A 22,332-nucleotide genomic window follows, 5' to 3' on the forward strand; every position below is an offset into this window, starting at 1 on the left:
AAATACGCTGTAAAAACAGAATATAGAAGCATTAAGAAACAGGCACTAGTTAAGGATTTATGATGAATACGACCGTTACCGATCATCCTGTATACCCAAGTTTATTTCGCCCGTTAGATTTAGGTTTTACCCAGCTTAAAAACCGTGTGTTAATGGGTTCTATGCACACTGGCTTAGAAGAAATGCCAAAAGGCCATAAGCACATGGCGGCGTTTTATGCAGAGCGTGCCAGAGGCGGTGTCGCCCTTATTGTTACCGGCGGTATTGGGCCGAACGAAGAAGGCTCAACCCATCCTTCAACTCGCCGACTAGATACAGACGAAGCTATCAATCACCATAAAGAAGTGACCGATGCCGTGCATATTGCGGGTGGTAAAATTTGTATGCAAATATTGCATACCGGTCGTTATGCTTATAGCGATAAATTGGTGGCGCCTTCTGCAGTGCAAGCGCCCATTAATCCGTTCAAGCCAAAGGCATTAGAAGACGACGAAATAGAACAGCAAATTAAAGATTTTGTATTTTCAGCCACTCAAGCACAGCGTGCTGGTTACGATGGCGTTGAAATTATGGGCTCTGAAGGTTACTTCTTAAACCAATTTATTGCTAAGCGCACCAACCATAGAGATGATGACTGGGGCGGCGAATATGAAAACCGTATCCGCCTACCTATTGAAGTGGTTCGTCGAGTACGCGAAGCAGTGGGTAAACACTTCATTATTATTTACCGTTTATCAATGCTAGACCTTGTTGAAGGTGGCTCAAACTACGAAGAAGTGGTTCAGCTAGGTAAAGAGATTGAAAAAGCCGGTGCAACTATCATCAATACCGGTATTGGTTGGCATGAAGCCCGAATTCCTACTATTGCGACAAAAGTACCCAGAGCCGCTTTTACCTGGGTAACAGCGAAGTTCCGTGAAGCCTTGAGCATTCCGGTGATAACGTCAAACAGAATTAATACACCGGAAGTGGCGGAAGAAGTGTTGGCGCGCGGCGATGCCGACATGGTGTCGATGGCACGCCCTTTCTTGGCCGATTCGGATTTTGTACGTAAAGCGCAGCAAAATCGCGCAGACGAAATAAACACCTGTATTGGCTGTAACCAAGCCTGCCTTGACCATGTATTTAATGGCAAGTTAACCAGCTGTTTAGTTAACCCTCGTGCGTGTCACGAGTTAGAGCTTAACATTGTGCCGGCCGACACCAAAAAACGCATTGCGGTAGTTGGGGCAGGGCCAGCAGGTTTAGCGTCAGCCGTAACGTCTGCCCAGCGTGGTCACGACGTAGTAATTTACGATAGTGCTAACGAAATTGGTGGTCAATTCAATGTAGCGAAACAAATTCCGGGTAAAGAAGAGTTTTATGAAACCTTGCGTTATTTTGCTCGTCAAATTGAGCTGCATAAAAATATTACGTTAAAGCTAAACACCAGAGTTGATGCAGCCATGCTTAACGACGAAGGCTTTGATGAAGTGATGGTGGCCACCGGTATTAAACCGCGCACGCCTGCCATTGAAGGCGTTGAGCATGAAAAAGTGATGAGCTACTTAGACGTGCTTAAAGCGAAAAAGCCAGTAGGGCAGCGCGTAGCCATTATTGGGGCCGGTGGTATCGGCTTCGATACGGCCGAGTTCTTATCACACGGTAAATCGACCCCAAGCCAGGATATTCCTGCGTTTATGAAAGAGTGGGGTATTGATATGACCTTTACCGCGCGTTCAGGGATTGAAGGGGTCAAGCCACAGCCTGAGCCGTCTAGTCGCGAGATATTCTTGCTACAACGTAAAACCAACAAAGTGGGGGCTGGCTTAGGTAAAACCACGGGCTGGGCTCACCGCGTAGGGTTGTTAGCGAAAGGGGTTAAAATGATTCCAGGCGTAACCTACGACAAAATTGACGATGAAGGCTTACATATTACTGTTAATGGTGAAAGCCAACTACTTCCTGTCGATAACGTAATTATTTGTGCTGGCCAAGAGCCGATGCGCGACATCGTTGAAGGGCTTAATATGCCTTATCACCTAATTGGTGGTGCCGATGAAGCATTAGAACTAGATGCAAAACGTGCTATCGACCAAGGTACGCGAGTGTGTGCTGCGGTTTAAATTGATGTTTGGGATTTTGCAGCAGGGTTAGGAAGATACCTTAATATTTACTAACCCTGATATAGATGCCAACATTGATAATTGTCTAAAAGGCCTATTCCTGCGGGAATAGGCTTTTTTATTTGCTGTGGTATTTTATAGGTAGCTAAGCGCAGTAAGAGCCTTTCGGGGCTATTTTGGTATGCGGCGGTTGTGTACGCAGGCTGTGTGAAAACTATTGATCACCTTTTGGTCTAAGCAGTCTTTTTATATGATCAATCGGTCTTAAGTATCGATCCTCAATTGATATCTGAATTGGTACAATAAACTATCAAAAAATTGATAGGTTTCAATTACATGTCGAGATTTATCGAAGGCCAAAGCCGAACACAAAGCACGCTGTTCCCCGAAGTTTTAGATGACTACATCCATGAAGATAATCCGATTCGTGCAGTCGATATGTTTATCAATTCATTAGATTTATCTGAGTTGGGTTTTGCACGTTGCCAACCAGCCAAAACAGGTAGGCCAAGCTATTCTCCGGCAACCATGCTCAAGATTTACCTTTATGGTTATCTTAATCGCATTCAATCAAGCAGACGTTTAGAAAAAGAAACGCAGCGTAATGTCGAGTTGATGTGGCTGGTTGAGCGTCTTACCCCAGATTTTAAAACGATTGCTGATTTCAGACGTGACAACGGCAACGCGATACAACAAGTCTGTAAGCGCTTTGTGTTGATATGCCGTGAACTCAATATGTTTACGGATGCCATCGTGGCTATTGACGGCACTAAATTCAAAGCGGTTAACAATATCGCTAAGAACTACTCACGTGGTTTGATAAAGACGTGTATCGAAACAACCGAAAAAGATATTGCCAATTATCTTATGGAGCTCGATAGAGCAGACCGCCAGTCCCGCACTGAAGACGCAGAAAAAGTGAAAGGCAAGCTCGCTAAACTGCAAGCGCGTCTGGTAAGCGAGAAAACAATACAGCAAGAATTGGAAACCTTACCCGACAAACAAATCTCCTATACCGACCCCGACAGCAGGCGAATGGCACTAAAGCATAAAGGCGTATTAGTTGGCTATAATATTCAAGCGGCTGTCGACACCAAACATCACTTGATACTTGCCCATTACGTGACGAATAACCCAAGTGACAGACATCAGCTTGTCCCGATGAGCCAGCATGTGCAACAAGCGTTAGGTAAACAAGACATTACCATTCTTGCTGATAGAGGTTATGACGACAGCACGAGCTTTAAGACTGTTCATCAGGCAGGCGTTACTGCAATTGTTCCGAAGATCCGTACTTCGGCTAATCGAAAAAAAGGACTGTTTACCAAAGAAGACTTTGTCTATAACAAAGAAAAAGACGTCTATGAATGTCCTGCTGGCAAAGATATCCCGTTTAGCTTTGTTTCAACTGACAAAGGAAAACCGCTACGCGCTTACATGTCGGTCATGACCTGCAAAGGTTGTACTATGAAATCGCGGTGCACAACATCACCAGCAGGAAGACGGATCCGAAGACTCGATGATGAGGAGCATGTTGAACGCGTGGCACAAGCTTATAAAAACATGCCAAACGCAATGACATTGAGGCATCAAACCGTCGAGCATCCCTTTGGTACAATAAAGCAATGGGCAGGAACGCAACAACTACTGACAAGAACATTAAAACATGTAAAAACAGAGGTAAGTTTGCAGGTCTTGGCATACAACTTCAAAAGAATGATGAATATCATGGACGTTAGCGGTCTCATATCTGCAATGAAGACATGAGAGTTGTGGCGACACTTATCCAAAAATGTTAGTGCCCTCAGAATTACTATATCGTTCTATTTGAAGCAGCAATCATAAATATGAGTTTTCACACGGCCTGTACGTAAACCGGACATTTTCACCTTAGGCTTTCTTTTTGAGAACGGTTAGTAACTTTTTTCGTAACAGTGAAAGTAAGCTCGTAACATTTAAATTACGAGCAATATTTAGACGATGAAAGCGTTAGCTCTTTTGAGCTAACTTATCTTCAAGTCGAGAGATTTCTTGCTTTCTTCCCAAGTCGGCAAGCGGGCGTTCTGCTCTGGCAGGAGCTTGTTTCGCTTTTTTTGCATACGCTCGTGCTTGGTCGTACTTACCATTGTCATATAAAAATTCAGCGTAAAAGTAGTTGGGATCAATGCCATTAGGGTTGATTTCAAGGGCATGCTTTAACAGTTTCTCCGCTTTCTTGTCATTGCCAAAGCTTATCGGCCAACCCGGTAGCTTATGATAAAGTACCCCGAGGCTTGTCATGGCTGATCCTGCCAAGGCATTTTCTTCTAATCGCATAGCATGCTCAAAGCTTTTACGCGCGGCTTTAGCGTATTCGAGTGCACCTAACCCGCCTTTAGCCCCTGCTGCGCTAGATTGAATAATGCCTTGCCAAATAATCAACTCAGGATTGTTGGGATTTTTAGTAACGAAAAGCTTCGCTTTTTCCATAAGTGTGACAAAGGCTTTTTCTTTTTGCTTATCCTCCAACTCATAGTTGATATGAGCCCATTCGTGTTGAAGTATGGAAAGAGGAGACTGAATCTCTTGCTGCATCGACGGGGTTGATACTTCGTTTACGGACTGTCTTACGTTATCTTGGGCAAATGTGTAACTTACAAAGCCCAGAGATAATGTAAGTAAAGTAATTCGGGTTACAAAGGCTAAATTTTTCATCATGATCGCTCCGGTACTAAATCAACTTACTAGATAATTCGTTAGTATTTTGCGCGTTGTCTATGCACGCACTCTGCTCTCTTTTGCTGAATGTGTGGTGTTTAATAATGGGTAGCTTTTTCGCCAACGCGTTATCTACAATGGTGGGAAGAATGCCATTCAATTTGGCAAAGATTCGCTCAGCAAAGCCGATGCTAAAGCGAGTTTTGTTTTGCTCTACTAATTTAATAAGCGCTTGTGCAACAACTTCTGGAGTATCAACTTGATTACCCAGCGCTTTATTGAGTGCAACAGCTCTCTCGTCATTTATTGCCGTTGAGGTCGCTCTTGGAGCCAAATAGTGAAACCGAATGTTGCTGTCGTGATATTCGCGGTGCAGGGCTTCACTCCAACCTTTAAGCGCAAACTTCGTCGCGCAATAAGTACTGTGAGCGGCAAAACCAATGCTACCGAATGCTGACCCAACATTGACGACATGCGCATGAGGACGTTGCGCCAAAATGGGAAGTAAAACTTGGGTAAGCAACATGGGAGACAAAAGGTTAGTTGTCACCACTGACTCAATAGGGGCACTGGTAAATTCACCGACATGGGTTGTACCAGCATTGTTAATCAGCATACTTACCGGTAAACGTTCGCAAATGTGAATAAGCTTTTCTCGACCTACATGGTGCGAAATGTCTGCAGCGACAATAGTATGTTGGTGTTTGAGGGACTGCTGTAACTGTTTAAGCTTTAATTCATCTCTACCAGTTAGAATGAGGTGCGCACCTTTTTCATCAAATGCTTTAGCAACGGCGTGTCCAATGCCACCACTGGCACCTGTTACTAGTATTACTTGATTTTGCCATTGAATATTCATCATACTTTACCTTGTGTTATCCCTACCTAAAACAGTGTTCAACAAGTTACGCAGTTTGTGCAACGGGGCGTAAACCATGTTCTGGCGTAAGTTCGCGAAAAATATCACCATACAAGCGATAAAACATGTTAGCGCTGTGTATGATCATGGCCTGCTCTTGCGGGGCGACTATTTTGTTCATTAACCCCTCAAAGAACACTATATGCTCTTGGTCAAGCGCACCATGTGAAGTCAAATATTTGAAAGCTGACTTGGGGAGCGACAGCTTATCTTTGATTTGCTTTGCCGTAGCATCAGCGAGCGCAATACTTGTGCCTTCCAGTACAAACACCATTCCAAAAAAATAAAGTGGATTTTTACGCGCAATGGCGTCAAACGCATAGGCAACCATAAGTTCAGTAGCAGGTGCAGGCTGGCCGTAGCGAGCTTCGTTCTTATCCACCCCACATGCTGCTAAGTCGTTTAAAATCCACTCTTGGTGTCCCATTTCCTCTTCAATATATTCGCCAATTGCTTCGCGAAGCCATTCTTTGTCTTCGGTTAATTTCGCGCCAGTAGCCATAAGAAGCGGGACGGTGAATTTAACGTGGTGATAGGCCTGTTGAAGGAACGCGATATAATCATCAAGAGAAAAGTCATTATTAAAACAACGTTGAATTATTGGCACTTGTAAAAACGCATTTCTAGCTTGCTCGGTACTTTCTTGAAGTTGTTGATAAAATGACACTATTTACTCTCCAATGTTAATCTTTTGAGACGCACTGTTTCCAGTATGCGAGATAATATGAGGGGGTGAATACAGTGCGCCTAAAGTGCAGCTGTAATGAGTGATTACATCGTCCCGTTTGACCTTACCTGTTTGAGTTAATAACCCATTTTCTGGTGTAAACGGCGCAACGACATCAAAGTTTTCTATTTGTGCATAGTCGGGTAATTGTTGATTAATCAGTTCAACGGCTTTTCTAATTCTGTCCGTTGAGATCTGAGGTGATAAAGGCACTATCAAAGCAACACAGTGGGGGCGAGCTTCACAGAAGACGAGCGCCTGACGCAATAATCCACTCCCCATCAGTAAAGATTCGATCCATTCCGGCGACACGTTTCTACCTGCGCTGTTAACCATAATATTTTTCTTACGGCCACTTAACGTTAGAACGCCATCGTTAATAACACCTAAGTCCCCAGTTCTCACCTCGGGTGGATAAAAACTTTCTGGTTGATTCAAATATCCTAAAAAGTGATTGCCCGCCACGACAACTTCGCCTTTGTCTATATAAAGAGTATTGTGGCCAAGCGCTTTGCCTGCAGAACCAGGCACATTGCAGTTTGGTGTATTGAGTGTCGAGACCGAAACAGCCTCTGACAGGCCATAGCCTTCATAAACCGGTAAGCCTCTGGCTCGTGCTTCAGTCAATAAGAAAGGCGAAACATGAGCACCGCCAACTGCTATAAACGATAACGACGTCGGTGGCAGCCAGCCTTTTGAGCATGCTTCGAGAAGCACCATGAGCAATTCTGGCACTAAGATAATTGATGTTGGCTGAACACTGTCTATGAGCTTTAGTAATGCTTGCGGGTTTACAAGTCGACTACCTTCAAAACCTCTCGCACTTGCAGATGCAAGCTGTACAGTACCGCCATGAAGTAGTGGCGCGTAAATACCCGCTATATTTTCAAGCAATGTGGAAAGAGGCAGTATGCATAAATGATTGACTTCGTCCTGTTGAAAAGCGCTATCAATAGACTTTGCAACTTGCCACTGAGATTCGCTAGAAAGGCACACACCTTTTGGCGTGCCTGTAGACCCTGAGGTAAAAGTAATCTTATTAGTGTCTTTAGGCATATTCACAGATGTTGCGAACGGAGTTAGTGTATATCCAGTAATGTTTAAACTATCACTTAAGGTTTCTTTTTTAGCCGCCGGAAATAAGGTTAATGTTCCGCTCGAAAGTAGGCATTCACACTGACTCTCTTCGATAACATGTCGCTGCTGCGTCTCACTGAAAAACAGTGGAATAGGTACGCAGCAAACTTGTGCTTCTTGGCATGCAAGGTCAGCTACCACCCACGCAAAACTATTGTCAAAGGCGATAGCAATGCTACTCACATTGTTGTTTATGATCCAAGTGGCGAGGTGAGTAACTGCTTCTTTAAGTGCCAAGTACGTCAACGATTTATCATTATGCTTCAGCGCAATAGCTGAGTCGTCACCGTTTAAGTAGTGTTCAAGCAACATGCGAGGCTCCTTTTGGGTAGCAAGCTAAGGCATCGTTTAGTTGTTGTTCGAAATTTGAACCAGTGATGAGTCCAATTGCCTGTTGATAGTATTGACGAAGAAGTACACTGTTCACTACCTGATGAGTAACTTCTTTGAGGGACAGGGCTATTACCTGTGGTGCTGTATCGTAATACGTACCCCAGTTATCTTGACTGGATATCAGTTTTCTTGCATCAGCGGGTGCCAAGAAAATAAGCGAAACACCTGAATTTTGAAGAAGTTTTTTTACCTGTTTCGTCGCACTAAAGACCACGTGCTTTTTACCAAGCTGAGAGAATAAAAAGAACAGTGACAGTAAAAGTGGTAGCGTATATCGCGGTGAACAACTAAATAAGTTACCTACTTCTACAATTTCGTGTCTTTGCGTGCTAATTCCATGACGTAATAATTCTCCCTCAATAGTGCTATCTAAGTACTGCTCGATGAAAAGTGCGTGGTTGGTGCTGTCAGTAGCACTACATCTCGCACCGGCGGCAGCCTTTACTCCGTTAAATTCAAGTGCAAACAACATAGGCATGAATGAAGTGATATGCGCGTTATAGCGAGTAGCGAAGCCATTAGCGATAAAGGTTTCAATTTGTTGCCTTGCTGGGTAAGTAAGATTTGCAGCAACAAAAGCAAGTGATGTGCGCTGTCTTCTGTGCTGAAATGCCACCCCATCGTCGAGGGGGGTTGGTGCTACCGATAAAGTAAGGCTCATACGTACACTCTTGTGTTCTTCGATAGTATGAGTATTACCGCGCTACCTTAAGAGTACCTTAAGTGGGTCACTTTTTTAGAAAAGCTAAATCAAAAACTTGCCGTGCTAAAATAATGCTGGACATTATACTGGCGTTGACGGGCACTCTATCCATAACAGTCGATTTCGTTTTCACTCCTTACTAACGGTAAACAGGAGCGTCTGAAGGTAGACTACATGTCGCATAAGCAGCATCTGAAGAGATAAGTAACCACTCGTCTCGATGTGCAAAACCTAAAGATAATGCCTTTTCTAAATCAACACATTGAAATAGGTAGTCCTTAGGGGCTAACAAAAAACGAGCGGGCCGCGCTTTAAGCCACGCCCAAGCAGTGCCATTCTCTCTTTCTTTTTCGGTATGGTAACCAAAGTGAGCTAGGGGAAATGGTGAATATAGTAAGTATTGTTCCTTAACGTCGACAATGCCCACATCGAAGTTACCAATGCTGGTCGAAAGAAAACTCATCTGCGTTTGAGCACGCACTAACAGTTGTGATGGGGTGCGTATTTCATTGAGTATCCATACGCCCATTGTCGATGGGATGACAGTTATTATCACTAACCACGATACGAGATGTTTAGATAAATTTAAAAACTGTGTGAACAAACCCATCATACCTATTAGAAGGCATATGGCCCCTAACTTGGTAATAGTACTTAAGTCGCTGTGAAAGCGTAAAATTAAGGAGCTTGCTGTTTTTTCATTCAACAAAAGCACGGTGCCAGTAATGAAGACAACTAGCGAAATCACAAGAGTCACAGAACGCGCAAAATTACCAATCGCTTTTGAGATGCCACTTCGAGAGAGTAATAACCCCGAAATCATAGCCACAGCAGGAAGTGCTGGAAGTACATAAACACCGCGCTTCCCAGGGCTAAAACTGAAGAATGCAACGACTAATAATACCCAAACTGCTAGCGCTAAATAGGCAGGGTTGTCGCTTAAGAGACGTTTTATGCCTTTACCTTTAAATGCTAGTACTATGAGGGCGGGGAACCAAAACACTGGAATAACTTTGAAAATATAGTAGTACCATGGCTCAATATGGTGCCAAGCATTTGCATATCGCTGCGCTGTCTGCTTCAGCAAAATATTTGATAAGTACTGCTGAATCGTTGGGTCTTGCTGATGTGCGCCTAAATAAAGCACAGGCCCAAGCCAAACTAAGACCACACCTAGCATAACCAAGGGCCCTAGTAATGCGCGTTTTTTCCATCTTGTTGTGGGGAGTTGTTTTTTGAAGGTTAAAAAAGAAAGGGGGATTAAGATAAAAATAGGCAAAAAACCCACGCCTTTAGTAATAATTCCCAGACCCATTGCGCCCCACGCGATGAAATAGCAGCGCCAGCTTTCGGCTATACAAAAATGGCGAATAAAGCCATAAATGCCAACCCAAATAAAACAAGCAACCAACGCATCTATTTGAGCAAACTTGGCTTGAATTAGAAACTGTGGGCTCAACAATAGCAGCAACATGCTGAGTATAGCTGTTCTCTCATCAGCAAGAGCTCGTGATAAACGATAAGTGACTGTCAACGTTACGAGGCTTGCGATGGCATTAGGTAAAAGCATTGCAACGCTTAAACTGCCAGTCAAAACGTAGAAAAGTGCGATACCCCACATAAATACAGGGGGCTTATCAGGGTAAATCTCTCCCCCACGCATTGGAATCAGCCATTGACCACTTGTCACCATCTCCTTGGCAACTAAAGCAAAACGTGGTTCGTCCGGCGGCCAGGCATCGCGAAAGCCTAAACCACTGAAAATAATGATGGCTGCAACAACAAAAAGTAAGAAAACCTTACGCTCGTGACGAAATATATTTGTCACTTGGCGTTGTCCTTGTGAGTAAAGCGCAACATTGAAAGTATTAGCAAAACGCTAACTACTAGGCCTGCTATATGAATAGGTTTTTCAACGGCATTAATATAACGTGAGCCACCTCCTAGCATTGAGAAAAGTAAGGTTTGCGGAATAAATCCTAGCGCACTTGCCGAAATGAAAGGAATAAAAGGTACTCGAAACGCACCAGCTAAAGCATTGGTCGCAACATTAGAGCCTATTGGAAATAGTCGAACCATGAGTATTGTTCGAAAGCTGCTCTTCACGAGTTTCACGCGCATTTGTGAAAAACGGTTCTCAAAAACTTCTGATTGAATGGCTTTGGCTATGAGCTTTCTAAAAGGACCGCGTACCAATAGATAGGCTGTACTTGCGGAGATACAGGTAAGTAGTAGCGCTATAATACTACCCTCAAATGAGCCAAAACCAACCCCACAAAAAAAGCTAACAGCTTGCCGGGGAATACCCAGTGTCATTAATACAACAAAGGCACTTAATACCAAGAATACTTCTTCCGTGCTGAGTTTCGCTATGTAAGATATCAACCAGTTTGGATCGGCGCTATGTGCAAGAATGTCACTGGTTACTTGAACTGATAGGTAACAAACCACTGCCATCAAACTGGTACTCACCAAGATACTGACAGTACGCATAAGAGGAAAACACTCACTTTTCATGCGTGAATATCTCGTTGATGGAACCGAGTTTATTGCGATACATCAACCACCTGACGCCGAGCATATCTACAACACCAGCCCAACCTCTATTCCAAGCATTGTAATTTGATTGACCTTCATGGCGAGCTCGATGATTCACAGGCACACACACTATATTGCCACCTAGACGTTTTGTGAGGGCAGGTATGTATCGATGCATATGATCAAAATAAGGAAGCAATAGGAAGGTACGTCGTGGAAGCAGCTTTAAACCACAACCCGTATCAGGTGTATCATCATCTAAAACATACTGACGAATGCGATTTGCCACTTTAGATTGCACGCGTTTCCATCTTGTATCTTTTCTTTTTTGTCGATAACCAATGACGCAAAAGTGGGGACTGTTTACTTGTTTAGCTGTTTCGATTAACTTTGGGATATCCGCAGGATCGTTTTGACCATCAGCGTCTAATGTAATAACCCATTTTCCGTGAGCAGCGAGAACGCCGTGATAAACAGAAGTGCTCTGTCCGCAACTGGAGGGATGCACTATTACCCTTAGAGTAAGGGGGAATGATCCTGCCAACGTGGCCAGTAATGTAGATGTGCCGTCATCACTACCGTCATCGACTACGATAACTTCAGTTTGTTCAGGAGTTACTGAATGAGTAATTTCCCATAGCAATGAAGGAAGATTTTTTGCTTCATTTTTTGCAGGAAGAACTACACTAACTTCTATCTGGTGCATATGGCGCGTGTATGAAAGTAAAGATGCGCAGTATTGTATGTAAAAAACCTTAAGGAAAACTTAAGCCCTTAATACGTCTGTGCATTAAAATTCGTATTCCAGTGACATACGCAATGTATGATCTTTACTGTCACCATTGAGCCCTGCAATAAAGCCAAGCTCCCATTTTAATTGCTTTTGCCTGTCGTAGCGTTTAATTCCCATAAAAACCGGACCAGCGCCCACATAGTCCTCTCCTACATATATCTCAATACCGGGTTGAACCTCTGGGAGCCAGCGATAGCGAAATTTTGCTTTGAATTCGCTCTCCCACTCATTGGCAATGGTTTCACCCCATTCATATACTAGGCTTGCGTTAGTAGTTAGACTAAACTGACCAAACTCTTTTTCATTCAGAATGCCGGCCTTAGCTGCCCAGTCATCCGTATTGTGTTGCTTTTCTAATTCAAATAAGGCTCCCCAATCAGCCCAATACTTTCCTTGTTCAGTGACCATCCAACGAAGCTCAAGTTCATAAGATTCTATCCCAAAATCTCGGTTTTCATCGCGAGCTCCCACAAGGTAAGCCTCCAGGATTACAAACTCAGAAAGGGCGTGTCCAAACGAGTAGCGTTGCATCAATACATTGCCGTTATCATTTTGGCGTGAAGTTAATCGCCACTCGAATTCGCGTTCAAAAGGCAATACATAAGGGTGATAGACTCTGTCTACGGTAAAATTGTCAGCGCTCACAGAAAATGCGGCAAGAAGGACAACTAATAATAAGATAGTGCGCTTCATTGTGTAACCTCCACTTGTTGCCACAGCGCAGGTATGCGCTTCCTTGTCGCAGCAATAGTATTGGGCACAACCAAAGTAAATATAAATAACATCATGTAACTCATTGATGGAGTGGCTTCATAGCCAATTAATGCGTTCAATAAATGCCCATACTCGCTGTTGTCACTAACGATATGACTACTATCCCAAACTTGTTGTGGGGCAGGAAATATATCTATTTGTTCCAAAAGAAGCGCGATGTTTGCAACTTGCGCGGCGACAAAAAGAGTCGTGAAACAAAACGTCGCTTTGTGGCTTACAAAGTGCGTTAGTGCGATATTGAGCAAAATAGCGATGCTGATACTGATCCCCAGCCCAATTGTAGTACCAAGAAAAAGCAACGTACTATCACTGTTATGCGTAAGCCCTGACACAAAGTACACCATAAAATGCAAACTGTTAGGTAACCCAATACCCAGCACAAGCAACGTAATACCCATTCTGATGAAGTTACGTTTTGAAAAGGGACAAATGACTAGCACACAAATACCTATCCAGGCACTCACTAGGAGTAACGATTTTAATAACTCAAAGCCAGCGCCCTCTGCCAGTTGAGAGATAACGCCTAGATAAGAATATGTCATTGCTGCGGTCACTAACAGTGAGGCTATTCGCCATACTAGCGACAATCGTGAAACGCCAGGTAATGCAAGAAGTACACTGAGCAATAGAAAAATAGGTAATGTGTCTCTTAAGAAGAGTACGACCGTATTAATGAGCATCAGGCTTCTCCTCTTGTTCCTTTACGACTACTTTGCCCACTGCACTGTTAGGGTGGAATTCTCCAAAGAAAGGATATTCACCTTGTGTCAGCGGTCCAATGTAAATACTGCCTTTGCTTTTGGCAAAAATCACTTTTTCTCTGTTAAGGGAAAAACTGTCTATTTCCTCGGGGCTATCGTCGAAATTGATGAAAGTAAGACGTACCTTTTTCCCCGCTGGAACCACTACATTCTGCGGGTAAAAAAGATGATCTTTAATTTCTATCACGACTTCAGTTAGTGCAAACGCACGAGGAGAGAAAAATGATAAAAGGCCAATAAAAAGGCCAATAGAAAATTTAAAGTAAGAGTTCATTTTCAAACTCCACCTTCACTTCAAGGCCTCCGATCTTAGCATCATCAAGCACAACATTGGCATTATGCAGAGCAGCAATTTGCAATACTATGGCCAAACCAAGGCCGCTGCCTGTTGTCGTCTTAGCTTGTGCTGCGCGGTTAAATCGCTTTAATACGCTGGCTCGTTCACTTATTGGTATGCCAGGACCCGAGTCCGCGACACTCAAAACTACGTTTGATGCGAGTTGTTCAATTCGAACAACAATTTGTGCCCCTTCAGGGGAATAATTACTGGCGTTGGTAATAAGATTTTGCAATAAGGTGTACAACATAAAATGTACGCTGTTTAACCAAATCTCATCGCCTTCTAAGGATATCTCTTGCTGTTTGGTTTCAATTTTTCCATATAGATCGCTAATCACTTCTTGCGCAACAAAGTGCAGATTAACTGCCTCTTTTTGTTCTACAAATGTCTCCGGACTGGTACGTGTCAGTAACAAAAATTGATTCACCGCGTCAATCATCCGATCGGTGTCGCGTTGAAGCGTTTCAAGTAGTTTACCGCTATCTCCTAATTCTTCAGCAATATTGTGAATATTGATTTTCATCACACTTAGCGGTGTACGCAGTTCATGTGCGGCGTTGGACGCAAACTGCTGTTCTCTTTCAAACGCAGCACTTAGTCGAGAAAACATTGAGTTGAGCGTAGAAACAACAGGTTTAAGTTCACTGGGTTCTCTATCAAGTGCAATGGTAGAAAAGTTATTACCTGTTCGTTTAGCCAATTTTCGAGAAAGCTGTTTTAGGGGGGCAAGCCCCCAGGTTATTCCTAAAAACAAAATTACGACAAGAAGGGGAACACTGACAATAAAAGGAGTAATGGAAGCAACGGTTAATGCATCTGCTAACGTAAAGCGATTACTCAATGGTTGCGCCACCATGTACCAAGAGCCATCATCTTTTACATAAGAGGTATGCACACGCCATCGTGTTCCAAGAGCATTTTTTTCTGAGAAACCGTCTTTAAAGTCAGAGAGTGGGGCCTTTAACACTTTGCTTGAACTTTTTATCAGCTTATCGTCCTGCCAGATTTGAAATAACAAAGCGTGATCTTTACCTGGTGAGCCACCATTGAACGAAGCAACGGCACTACTTAACGCGGTGAGTTCATTGTCTAGTAGCGTAGTTGATATACCTATTGTGGCACGATAGCCGTGGAGCGCCGCACTGAAGACAATAAGGACTAAAGCACTGGTAAGAGTTAAAATAAGAAAGCGACGAATCGACGTCACGTTAATCTCCAGAGTTGGATATGCAATACCCTACGCCTCTAATGGTTCGAATGAAGTTTTCTGGCATCTTTTTTCTTAAATTGCTGATATGCACTTCTATTGTATTGCTTGAAACTTCCTCACCCCATTCATAGAGTTTGCTCTCAAGTTGATGCTTACTCAATATGCGACCCGCGTTTTCAATTAGCGCTTTCAAAAGCATAAGCTCTCTACGCGGAAGATGTACTATGTCACTATCAATAGTCAATGTATGGTGCTTTGTATCAAGGCTGACGTTCTGCACAGTGATCACACTTTCTGAAGACGTACCTAATCTGCGCTCTAAAACCCGTAAGCGCGCCAGCAACTCATCAATTTCAAAGGGTTTGGGGAGGTAATCGTCTGCACCCGCATCTAGCCCTGATATTTTGTCAGAGGTCTTGTCTCTTGCGGTCAGAATTAAGACTGGCAGTACTGGATTAGTTTTTCGAATACTCTTGAGAACGATTAATCCATCCTGGTCTGGTAGACCTAGATCCAAAATGACAATATCATTTTGCGATGGGCGAAGTGTACTTATTGCGCTGGCACCATCGTAGACACAGTCTACAGTATAGTTTGCCTTTCTTAATGAAACTTTAAGCGCGTTGGACAAAGGCTTATCGTCTTCAACTAACAGTATGCGCATAACACTCCCATAATTTCTCAGTAAATTTAAGGATATACAAAAAAACTTAAGAAAACCTTAAGCATTTTTTATTACAGGTCTGAATCGAGCAGGTTTTTTCAGACCTTTCATAGCTTCTAATAATCGTCAAAAATGCTACCACACACTTCCTATGGGCTTTTATGACCTCAACAATTACGTTGGCTACAGAGGAGATATCCGCAATTAGTACAAAACTCAAAAAAGCCAATAATCTGTTTGTCCGATAATTGTCTACAGCAGTCGCTTAATACCTACAAGGGTAATGAAGCGGCTATGAAGTATGTTTCTACAAACTATCTGCCATTCATACAAAACTGTCTAGTAAATGCGTTCTTTAGCTACGCTAACGCTTTCATCTAGTTGAAATAAAATAATCATCAATAAAGCATATAATGAAACAATAGAATCCTAGACATCTATAAATAAAACAGGTTATTAATTTATAGGCGCTGCTTTTTCAATTTAAGCTATTAAATCATTACGAACATGAGATTCATTTATTATGTGGATTGTTTATGCGTTGCTCGCAACATTTTTCTTTGGTTTGCGAGGGATCTTGTATCAATGGACATCGCAGAAAAACTTAAATCGCGATCTACTACTATTTGGTGTTTTCTGTATAGGTTTTATCATCAGCGTAGTAGGGGTACTGTTGTTAAATCAACGATGGTACGGCTGGGCAGATGTCGCTGTTGGTATAGGGCTAGGCTTTGGATCTTTTGCCGCTAATGCTGTTTTACACAAAGGGTTTTCAGTAGGAAAAGCATCACTCATCAGCGTTCTAGCAGGGTTGACGCCTTTGTTTGTCCTCATCTTTGCCTTTTTAATTTGGAATGAGACGTTAACATCTATTCAATTAATTGGGTTTGTTATTATTTTTTGTGGCCTTTGTATTCTTAGATATTCTTCAGATATCTCTATTGATAATTTAAAAGGGGCGCAATGGGGGCTACTTGCTGCATTGTGTTTTACGTTTACAGATTTAATGGGTAAACAGTCCACACTTTTAGAGGCAGATGTTTTTGCGACGTTAACGTCTATGTTCGGCTTTGGAAGTTTTCTTTTTGCCATGAGATGGTTAGCAAAGCGTAAGAAATTTATAGGGTCTCAATATTCAGAGAAAACTAATTGGTCGGAAATAAAAACCTTTTCTTGCGGACTGATAGTAGGGGTCGCAAATGTAAGTGGAATGGTTGCAATAATATCCGCTTTTTCTATTGGTAATACCGGGTTAGTTTCCGCAATTTCAGGAATGAATATTTTACTTATTCTCCTTTATTCTCATATTGTTTTGAAAGAAACATTTAGCCGTCAAGAAGTGCTAGGCTTAACCGCTGCTTTTGTCGGTGTTATCGTGCTTAGATTGAATTAAAACTTTTTTGCCAGTAGCTTTTTCTGCCAGTACCTTTACCTGCAAGCACCTTTTTCTGTAAATACCTTTGCGCGCAAAAACACCAGCGCAATCGCGATGGTCGGCTGGTAGGTTTTTGCGCTTAAGGGCTTAAGGAAAAGAGTAGCGAACAATGCGTTTTAGTACGCTAGTGTACTGCTTCCAAAAACTGCCTGTGTTGTAGTGCATACCGTGCTGTTTAAATACGGCTTGTACTTTAGGAGCCATTTCTCGGTATCGTCTGGCGGGAATGTCAGGAAATAAATGGTGTTCTACCTGAAAGCTTAAATGCCCAGTAAGTATGTGAAATAAATTTCCGCCCTTGATATTTGATGAGCCTAAGGCCTGACGATAGTACCACTGGCCGCGTGTCTCATTTTTGCAATCCTCTGCTTTAAAGGTTTCCACATCACCGGTAAAGTGCCCGCAAAAGATGATGGTAGATGTCCATAAATTACGTAGCAAATTGGCAATAAGGTTGCCTGACAATACCCATAAGAACAGCGGGCCAGCCAGCAAGGGGAAGAGCACATAATCTTTTACCAACTGACGTGCGCCTTTACTGAAAAAGTGTTTTTTAAGCTCGCTATGGGTTACTTGGTTTTTGCGGTTTTTTTTCTTCTTGCCGAAGAATACGCGTTCTGCGGCCATCTCGTGATACGACACACCCCACTGAAACATTACGCTAAGCAAAATATAGGTAGCGAACTGCCAAAGGTTTTTTACCCGCCATCTAAAATCATTCGATAAGCGAAGTAGGCCATAGCCAAAGTCTCTATCCTTGCCAATAATATTGGTGTAGGTGTGATGTTCGTAGTTGTGCACCCGGTTCCAACTTGCCCCATCGCAGGCAATATCCCACTCATAGCGCTTTGAATTTATATGACTGTCGTTCATCCAGTCATATTGTCCGTGCATCACGTTATGGCCAATTTCCATGTTATCCAGTATTTTCGCTGCGGCTAAACTTAGTACGCCAGCTACCCAAAGTAGAGGTTGTAAGAAACCAAGCATTAATAATATACGGCCACTCCATTCACAAATACGCTGGATAAGAATAATACGTCGAATATAGGCTGCATCTTCAGCACCTATTTTATCTTTTACTTCCGACTTTATTGCATCAAGCTGAGCTTCCAACATGTCGTAATCTGGTTTGCTTACGCTCTGCGGTGGGGTGGTAGCTTGTTGTAATCGCGCGTCAGTTTGACTAGGCGCTTCTTGCAGGTTCTCGGTATTAATTAAGACGCGAGTGTTCATAGTTGAATCTCCAAATCGGTTACGGCTTGCGATACACATAGCTGAATAAGTTGCTCGGCACTATCAGACAGCTCGCCGGTGCGGGTATCTCGCACTACGCCCCGCTTTTTCACACATTGGCATTGATGGCAAATACCCATACCGCAGCCATACGTTACAGGCTGCTTCGCTTCTTGAAGCTGCGAAAGCAGAGATTTCTGATTATTCACCGATAAATGCTGGCCGTTGTGCACCAAAGAAAAGGTTTCTTTTTCGCTCAGACTTTCAATGTTCACAGTGGGCAATGAGGCAAAATGTTCACTGTCTAACGGTGCCCTCACCAGTTTTGCTACTTCGTGAACCTGTTCGTACATCGCATTAGGGCCACACACCAACCAGTGGGCATCAGCAAAGTGGGATAGGTAATCCTTTACATCGCCATCTTTTTGTCGAGTTAACACGGCAAAAGTAAAGTTGTTGGCGCGTTTTTGAAGTGCTAGTAATTCGCTTTGCAACACGTGCTCGTTGGGCTTTGCAAAGTAAAGCAGATGAACAGGTGCGCGGTGTATTAGGTTATTTTCAATGGCGTCTTCAAGCATAGCGATAAACGGCGTTATGCGTGAACCGCCAGCAACCATAAGTACGGGTTTATCGGTATTAGGTAAGGTGAAATTCCCCTTAGGCGCCGAAATATTCACCCATGTATTGGGTGTTATCGAGGAAAGAGCCGGAGTAAGTGCACCTTCGTTATTGACCTTAGTGATAAGCCGAATATTTTTCGTCTCGCGGTGAAAGCTTGCCCCGCAAACAACGGTAAATACGCGGGTAGTAAGCCTTCCATTCACTTCAATGGTTAGCGCGATATGTTGCCCTGCAATATGACTAGGCCATGCTTTTTCGGGCGTTAGAATAACTTCCAGCATGTCAGAACTAAGATTTCTGACAGCTTCAACTTGCGCTCTGTAATAGCCATCTCGCCACGCAGGTTTAACCTGCTGCATAAGCACTTCCCAATATCCTCTCCATGAACTGTGATGGAGCAAGCGATGGGCCAGATTATCGAGTAATAGTTTCAAAGTTGAGATCACACCTATTAATTTTTCAAAACGGACTTAACTAGAGAGTAAAAATAATTTAAGCGTACAAGTGTATGCTCAGTCAGCGCACAAGTGTAAGCTTAAATTCATTCTCGTCAAGTGAATAGTTAAAAATACGTACTCACGTAGGTAGATTTTTGAAAGGTAGGTTTTCGTGGGGTTTGTAACGTGTATTTGATTTGTGCAGCAGGAATGTTGATGAATTCGAGTTGGTTAAGACGTTGTATTAAGCTAGCGATGAATGATTACTAGGCGGAATGTATTCGGTCTAATCTGGGACATTGCTTTCTTCTCGTACTTTTAAGGTAAGCTCGCTATCTTGGGGGCTAATGGAAAAGTCGAATTTACCTAAAATATTCATGCCTAACAGCCCATCTGCGCTAGGCAACGCATCGACGGGGAGCACTAGCGCTGAAACATCATCAAAACGGAAGCCTGCAAAATAAAAAGTAGGGATTTGTACCAACGGCGCACTGATGGTGCCAGAGGCAGTGTTTACATCAAAATTACCAATAAAAGTAAGGCGACGTAGCCCACCTAAGCGGCTGAATAAATCTGTGGTGATGGCGGTTGTGGTGGCACCGGTATCTAGCACCATGTCAGCTTGTTGATTAAGGGCTTTTACTCCCACACGGTACTGATCGCCGTCTCGTACAAGTGCTACGCGGGTAACATCGTTTCCAAGTAGTTTGTTGCGAGCACCGCGCTCGTCAGTACTATTCGGGTCATCAAGATTACTTTCACTGTACGCGATATTCCGTATCGCATTGGCTTGGCTATCGTTATAAGAAAGGCTTGCCAGTACATCTTCCATCAGCGTCACTTTCTGTTGCCTGGCATAAGCCTCAGCAAGTTGAAGAATATACTGCCTGTTATCAGGCACCCGCTGAAATAAGGGTTCATTTAAGTTTGCCAGTAAGTCCCATTGACCGCTAGCGGAAAGCTCGTTTTGAGCAGTGTCGTAAAGGTTGGCAATTCGCTTTTCAACCTTGGCTTTGCTGGCTGGCGAAAACGGCAATTCTGCTAAATCATGAAAGTGTATAAGCGCATCTGATAGCGGCTGTGTTCTTACAATTAATTCAGCCTCAAGCAACAATAAGCTTTCATCGGTGGGAAATTGTTGTAGTGCGCTATTTAATTGTTGCTTGAGTAAAGCGTAATTACCGCTGTTTAACAGTAGGGTTAGTTCATGAATGTAGTTATTGGTGACTTGAAGTTCTCTTTTTGACCCGTCGTACACATCACTGTTAGTTTCCGCATTACGTTTATCTGTAGCGGGCACGTCTTTATAGCTATTTAGGTTGGCTGAAGATTGAATAAGCGACGCTTTGTTCGTCGCCGCTATTTCTACCGCTTGGTTCAACGAAAGAAACAGGTAGCCGTTTAACAGCAAAGATGCAGCAAGCACCACAAATAAACACGCTAACAACCCTTTGTTCATCGCTTATATTTCCCCCGTGCTTTGCAGTTGAAGGCTAGATTCAATGCATGCATTACCATAAATTTCCTTAAAGGGTTCGGGCAAACGCTTGGGTGCGCCACTATCTAGGCTAACGCAAACAAAAGTGGTTAGTGCTTCAAATACGGTTTTTTGTCTGCGCTCACAAATAAATTGAAAGTGTCGTTTTAGGGTTAGCTTGTTATCACAACTCACAATCCACGTTGCGCATTGTAGATTGTCACCTTCGTGAGAGGGCAGGTGGTAATCAAGTTCATGGCGTTTAATCACCATGGCGCGGTTGAGCGACTGATAGTCAGAAAACTGCAATCCGAGTGAATTTGAATGGGCCCACGCCAATGCTTCTACTTGGGTTAAGTAAGCCACATTATTAACGTGGTTATAGTGATCTAAGTGACTAGCATCTATTTGCCAAGATTTGATAAAGGGCGATTGATATCGCCATGGTAATAAAGACTCTGGCATTCGGGGTAAACTCAGTTGCTACCTTGGTGCGACCGTGTAGAAGACCACATCAGGCTGTTAAATTAGTAGAAACGATAGGAAGCGGGTTATCTTCTGGCAAGGGGACTGACTCATCAAACAACACATGCATCAGTGCTTCTTCTCGTTCAAGTACAGGATGAATAAAGCTTTGCACATCGCCGATGGCTTTAAATGAGTGAAAGCCATTTTCTAGTAGTTCGTGCAGCGACAGCAGTCCAGCTAGTTTGGCGGGGCGTCTTGATAAGCTAATTAACATACCAATCCCGCGAATTTTAATCACATCGCCGAGTTGATCGCCAAGGTGCGCAATAATATCGAGTTGGCGTTGCCTGTCTTGCTGCCGGCCCGTATTGCGGTAGGCTAGGGCGTAACTGTCACGATTTAGTGGTGCCCCTTTGAGTTGATGGACCATCTGCATATCTAAATCGAATGACAGGGCGTTAAGTGCCAACGCATCGTTCATAGCGTTCATAGCTTTGTCAGGAAGCACTTTAGCAAGCTTAGGGATAACGCGGATTAAATCAGCGTCACGCTGGCTGAAATCTTTTGGGCCATACAGTTCATCTACAAAAAATTGCATGGCTTTTTGATAACGCGCTTGTTTGGCTAAATCATCGTGAGACACCAGCAGGCGCTCGCATTGCCAGTGCTGAAGTTCGTGAATACTATCCATAATACCCACTTTAAGCGCTAGGTCTCGAAGCGCATTCACTCTGTGTATATGCTTAACGATATTCTGTGGCACGCAAATAACATCCTTCCGTAGTGCTTTAATACTAGCTTGACGCAAGCGAGTGGCGCATGCAAGCCGCTAAGCCTATTCCCGCCATATTTTCACTGTTATAATACCCGCCCTTAAATGTATGGCTAACGGGAAAC

Annotated in this window: 21 protein-coding genes; 3 read left to right on the plus strand and 18 right to left on the minus strand. The window is 43.3% G+C overall.

Going from position 1 to position 22,332, the window contains the following annotated elements; genetic code table 11:
• Positions 1-62 precede the first annotated feature (62 nt).
• Positions 63-2,105: an NADPH-dependent 2,4-dienoyl-CoA reductase gene (locus tag AMBT_RS04850; protein ID WP_013783466.1), complete on the plus strand. Its 2,043-nt coding sequence runs from the start codon at positions 63-65 to the stop codon at positions 2,103-2,105.
• 336 nt (positions 2,106-2,441) lie between these two features.
• A complete protein-coding gene (locus AMBT_RS04855) occupies positions 2,442-3,872 on the plus strand; it encodes an IS1182 family transposase (protein ID WP_013783467.1) in 1,431 nt (476 codons plus the stop codon).
• Between the two features lie 222 nt (positions 3,873-4,094).
• On the opposite strand, the gene AMBT_RS04860 is transcribed toward AMBT_RS04855, so the two are convergent.
• The 13 genes from AMBT_RS04860 to AMBT_RS04920 form a co-directional block, all read right to left on the minus strand.
• On the minus strand, positions 4,095-4,679 hold the full coding sequence (locus AMBT_RS04860) for a tetratricopeptide repeat protein (protein ID WP_409513409.1): 585 nt from the start codon (positions 4,677-4,679) through the stop codon (positions 4,095-4,097).
• A 136-nt stretch (positions 4,680-4,815) separates the two neighbouring features.
• Positions 4,816-5,664, minus strand: a complete 849-nt coding sequence (locus AMBT_RS04865; RefSeq protein WP_148259076.1) for an SDR family oxidoreductase — start codon at positions 5,662-5,664, stop codon at positions 4,816-4,818.
• Between the two features lie 43 nt (positions 5,665-5,707).
• Positions 5,708-6,388, minus strand: a complete 681-nt coding sequence (locus AMBT_RS04870) for an iron-containing redox enzyme family protein (protein WP_013783470.1) — start codon at positions 6,386-6,388, stop codon at positions 5,708-5,710.
• Positions 6,389-6,391: 3 nt separating this feature from the next.
• Positions 6,392-7,897 (minus strand): AMP-binding protein, encoded by a 1,506-nt coding sequence (locus AMBT_RS04875; protein ID WP_013783471.1) that lies wholly within the window; start codon positions 7,895-7,897, stop codon positions 6,392-6,394.
• The gene (locus AMBT_RS04880) at positions 7,887-8,639 is read right to left on the minus strand and encodes a thermostable hemolysin (protein WP_013783472.1); all 753 of its coding nucleotides are present in this window, start codon (positions 8,637-8,639) and stop codon (positions 7,887-7,889) included. The genes AMBT_RS04875 and AMBT_RS04880 overlap by 11 nt, the downstream gene beginning before the upstream one ends.
• A 181-nt stretch (positions 8,640-8,820) precedes the next feature.
• Complete coding sequence (locus AMBT_RS04885) at positions 8,821-10,509, minus strand: ArnT family glycosyltransferase (protein ID WP_013783473.1); 1,689 nt, start codon at positions 10,507-10,509, stop codon at positions 8,821-8,823.
• Positions 10,506-11,198: a TVP38/TMEM64 family protein gene (locus tag AMBT_RS04890; RefSeq protein ID WP_013783474.1), complete on the minus strand. Its 693-nt coding sequence runs from the start codon at positions 11,196-11,198 to the stop codon at positions 10,506-10,508. The genes AMBT_RS04885 and AMBT_RS04890 overlap by 4 nt, the downstream gene beginning before the upstream one ends.
• Positions 11,188-11,925, minus strand: a complete 738-nt coding sequence (locus AMBT_RS04895) for a glycosyltransferase family 2 protein (RefSeq protein WP_013783475.1) — start codon at positions 11,923-11,925, stop codon at positions 11,188-11,190. Before AMBT_RS04895 ends, AMBT_RS04890 begins: the two co-directional genes overlap by 11 nt.
• 84 nt (positions 11,926-12,009) lie before the next feature.
• Positions 12,010-12,705 carry a hypothetical protein gene (locus AMBT_RS04900; protein WP_013783476.1) on the minus strand — a complete coding sequence of 232 codons (696 nt, stop codon included), beginning with the start codon at positions 12,703-12,705 and terminating at the stop codon, positions 12,010-12,012.
• Positions 12,702-13,466: an FTR1 family protein gene (locus tag AMBT_RS04905; RefSeq protein ID WP_013783477.1), complete on the minus strand. Its 765-nt coding sequence runs from the start codon at positions 13,464-13,466 to the stop codon at positions 12,702-12,704. Before AMBT_RS04905 ends, AMBT_RS04900 begins: the two co-directional genes overlap by 4 nt.
• A complete protein-coding gene (locus AMBT_RS04910) occupies positions 13,456-13,821 on the minus strand; it encodes a cupredoxin domain-containing protein (RefSeq protein WP_013783478.1) in 366 nt (121 codons plus the stop codon). Before AMBT_RS04910 ends, AMBT_RS04905 begins: the two co-directional genes overlap by 11 nt.
• Positions 13,805-15,094: an ATP-binding protein gene (locus tag AMBT_RS04915; RefSeq protein WP_013783479.1), complete on the minus strand. Its 1,290-nt coding sequence runs from the start codon at positions 15,092-15,094 to the stop codon at positions 13,805-13,807. The genes AMBT_RS04910 and AMBT_RS04915 overlap by 17 nt, the downstream gene beginning before the upstream one ends.
• Position 15,095: 1 nt before the next feature.
• Positions 15,096-15,761 (minus strand): response regulator, encoded by a 666-nt coding sequence (locus tag AMBT_RS04920; RefSeq protein WP_013783480.1) that lies wholly within the window; start codon positions 15,759-15,761, stop codon positions 15,096-15,098.
• A 523-nt stretch (positions 15,762-16,284) separates the two neighbouring features.
• Between AMBT_RS04920 and AMBT_RS04925 the strand changes: the two genes are divergently transcribed.
• The gene (locus AMBT_RS04925) at positions 16,285-17,154 is read left to right on the plus strand and encodes a DMT family transporter (protein WP_013783481.1); all 870 of its coding nucleotides are present in this window, start codon (positions 16,285-16,287) and stop codon (positions 17,152-17,154) included.
• A gap of 129 nt (positions 17,155-17,283) precedes the next feature.
• Here AMBT_RS04925 and AMBT_RS04930 read toward each other — a convergent pair whose 3' ends face one another.
• The 5 genes from AMBT_RS04930 to AMBT_RS04950 form a co-directional block, all read right to left on the minus strand.
• Positions 17,284-18,315: a fatty acid desaturase family protein gene (locus tag AMBT_RS04930; protein WP_049791802.1), complete on the minus strand. Its 1,032-nt coding sequence runs from the start codon at positions 18,313-18,315 to the stop codon at positions 17,284-17,286.
• Between the two features lie 113 nt (positions 18,316-18,428).
• Positions 18,429-19,412 carry a flavin reductase family protein gene (locus AMBT_RS04935; protein WP_041452493.1) on the minus strand — a complete coding sequence of 328 codons (984 nt, stop codon included), beginning with the start codon at positions 19,410-19,412 and terminating at the stop codon, positions 18,429-18,431.
• 364 nt (positions 19,413-19,776) lie between these two features.
• Complete coding sequence (locus AMBT_RS04940) at positions 19,777-20,949, minus strand: retropepsin-like aspartic protease family protein (protein ID WP_013783484.1); 1,173 nt, start codon at positions 20,947-20,949, stop codon at positions 19,777-19,779.
• Between the two features lie 3 nt (positions 20,950-20,952).
• A complete protein-coding gene (locus AMBT_RS04945) occupies positions 20,953-21,432 on the minus strand; it encodes an acyl-CoA thioesterase (RefSeq protein ID WP_013783485.1) in 480 nt (159 codons plus the stop codon).
• A gap of 49 nt (positions 21,433-21,481) precedes the next feature.
• Positions 21,482-22,198, minus strand: a complete 717-nt coding sequence (locus tag AMBT_RS04950; RefSeq protein WP_013783486.1) for a DUF8198 family protein — start codon at positions 22,196-22,198, stop codon at positions 21,482-21,484.
• Positions 22,199-22,332: the final 134 nt, after the last annotated feature.

Origin of the sequence: Alteromonas naphthalenivorans (assembly GCF_000213655.1) — a bacterium.
Classification (GTDB): Bacteria; Pseudomonadota; Gammaproteobacteria; order Enterobacterales; family Alteromonadaceae; genus Alteromonas; species Alteromonas naphthalenivorans.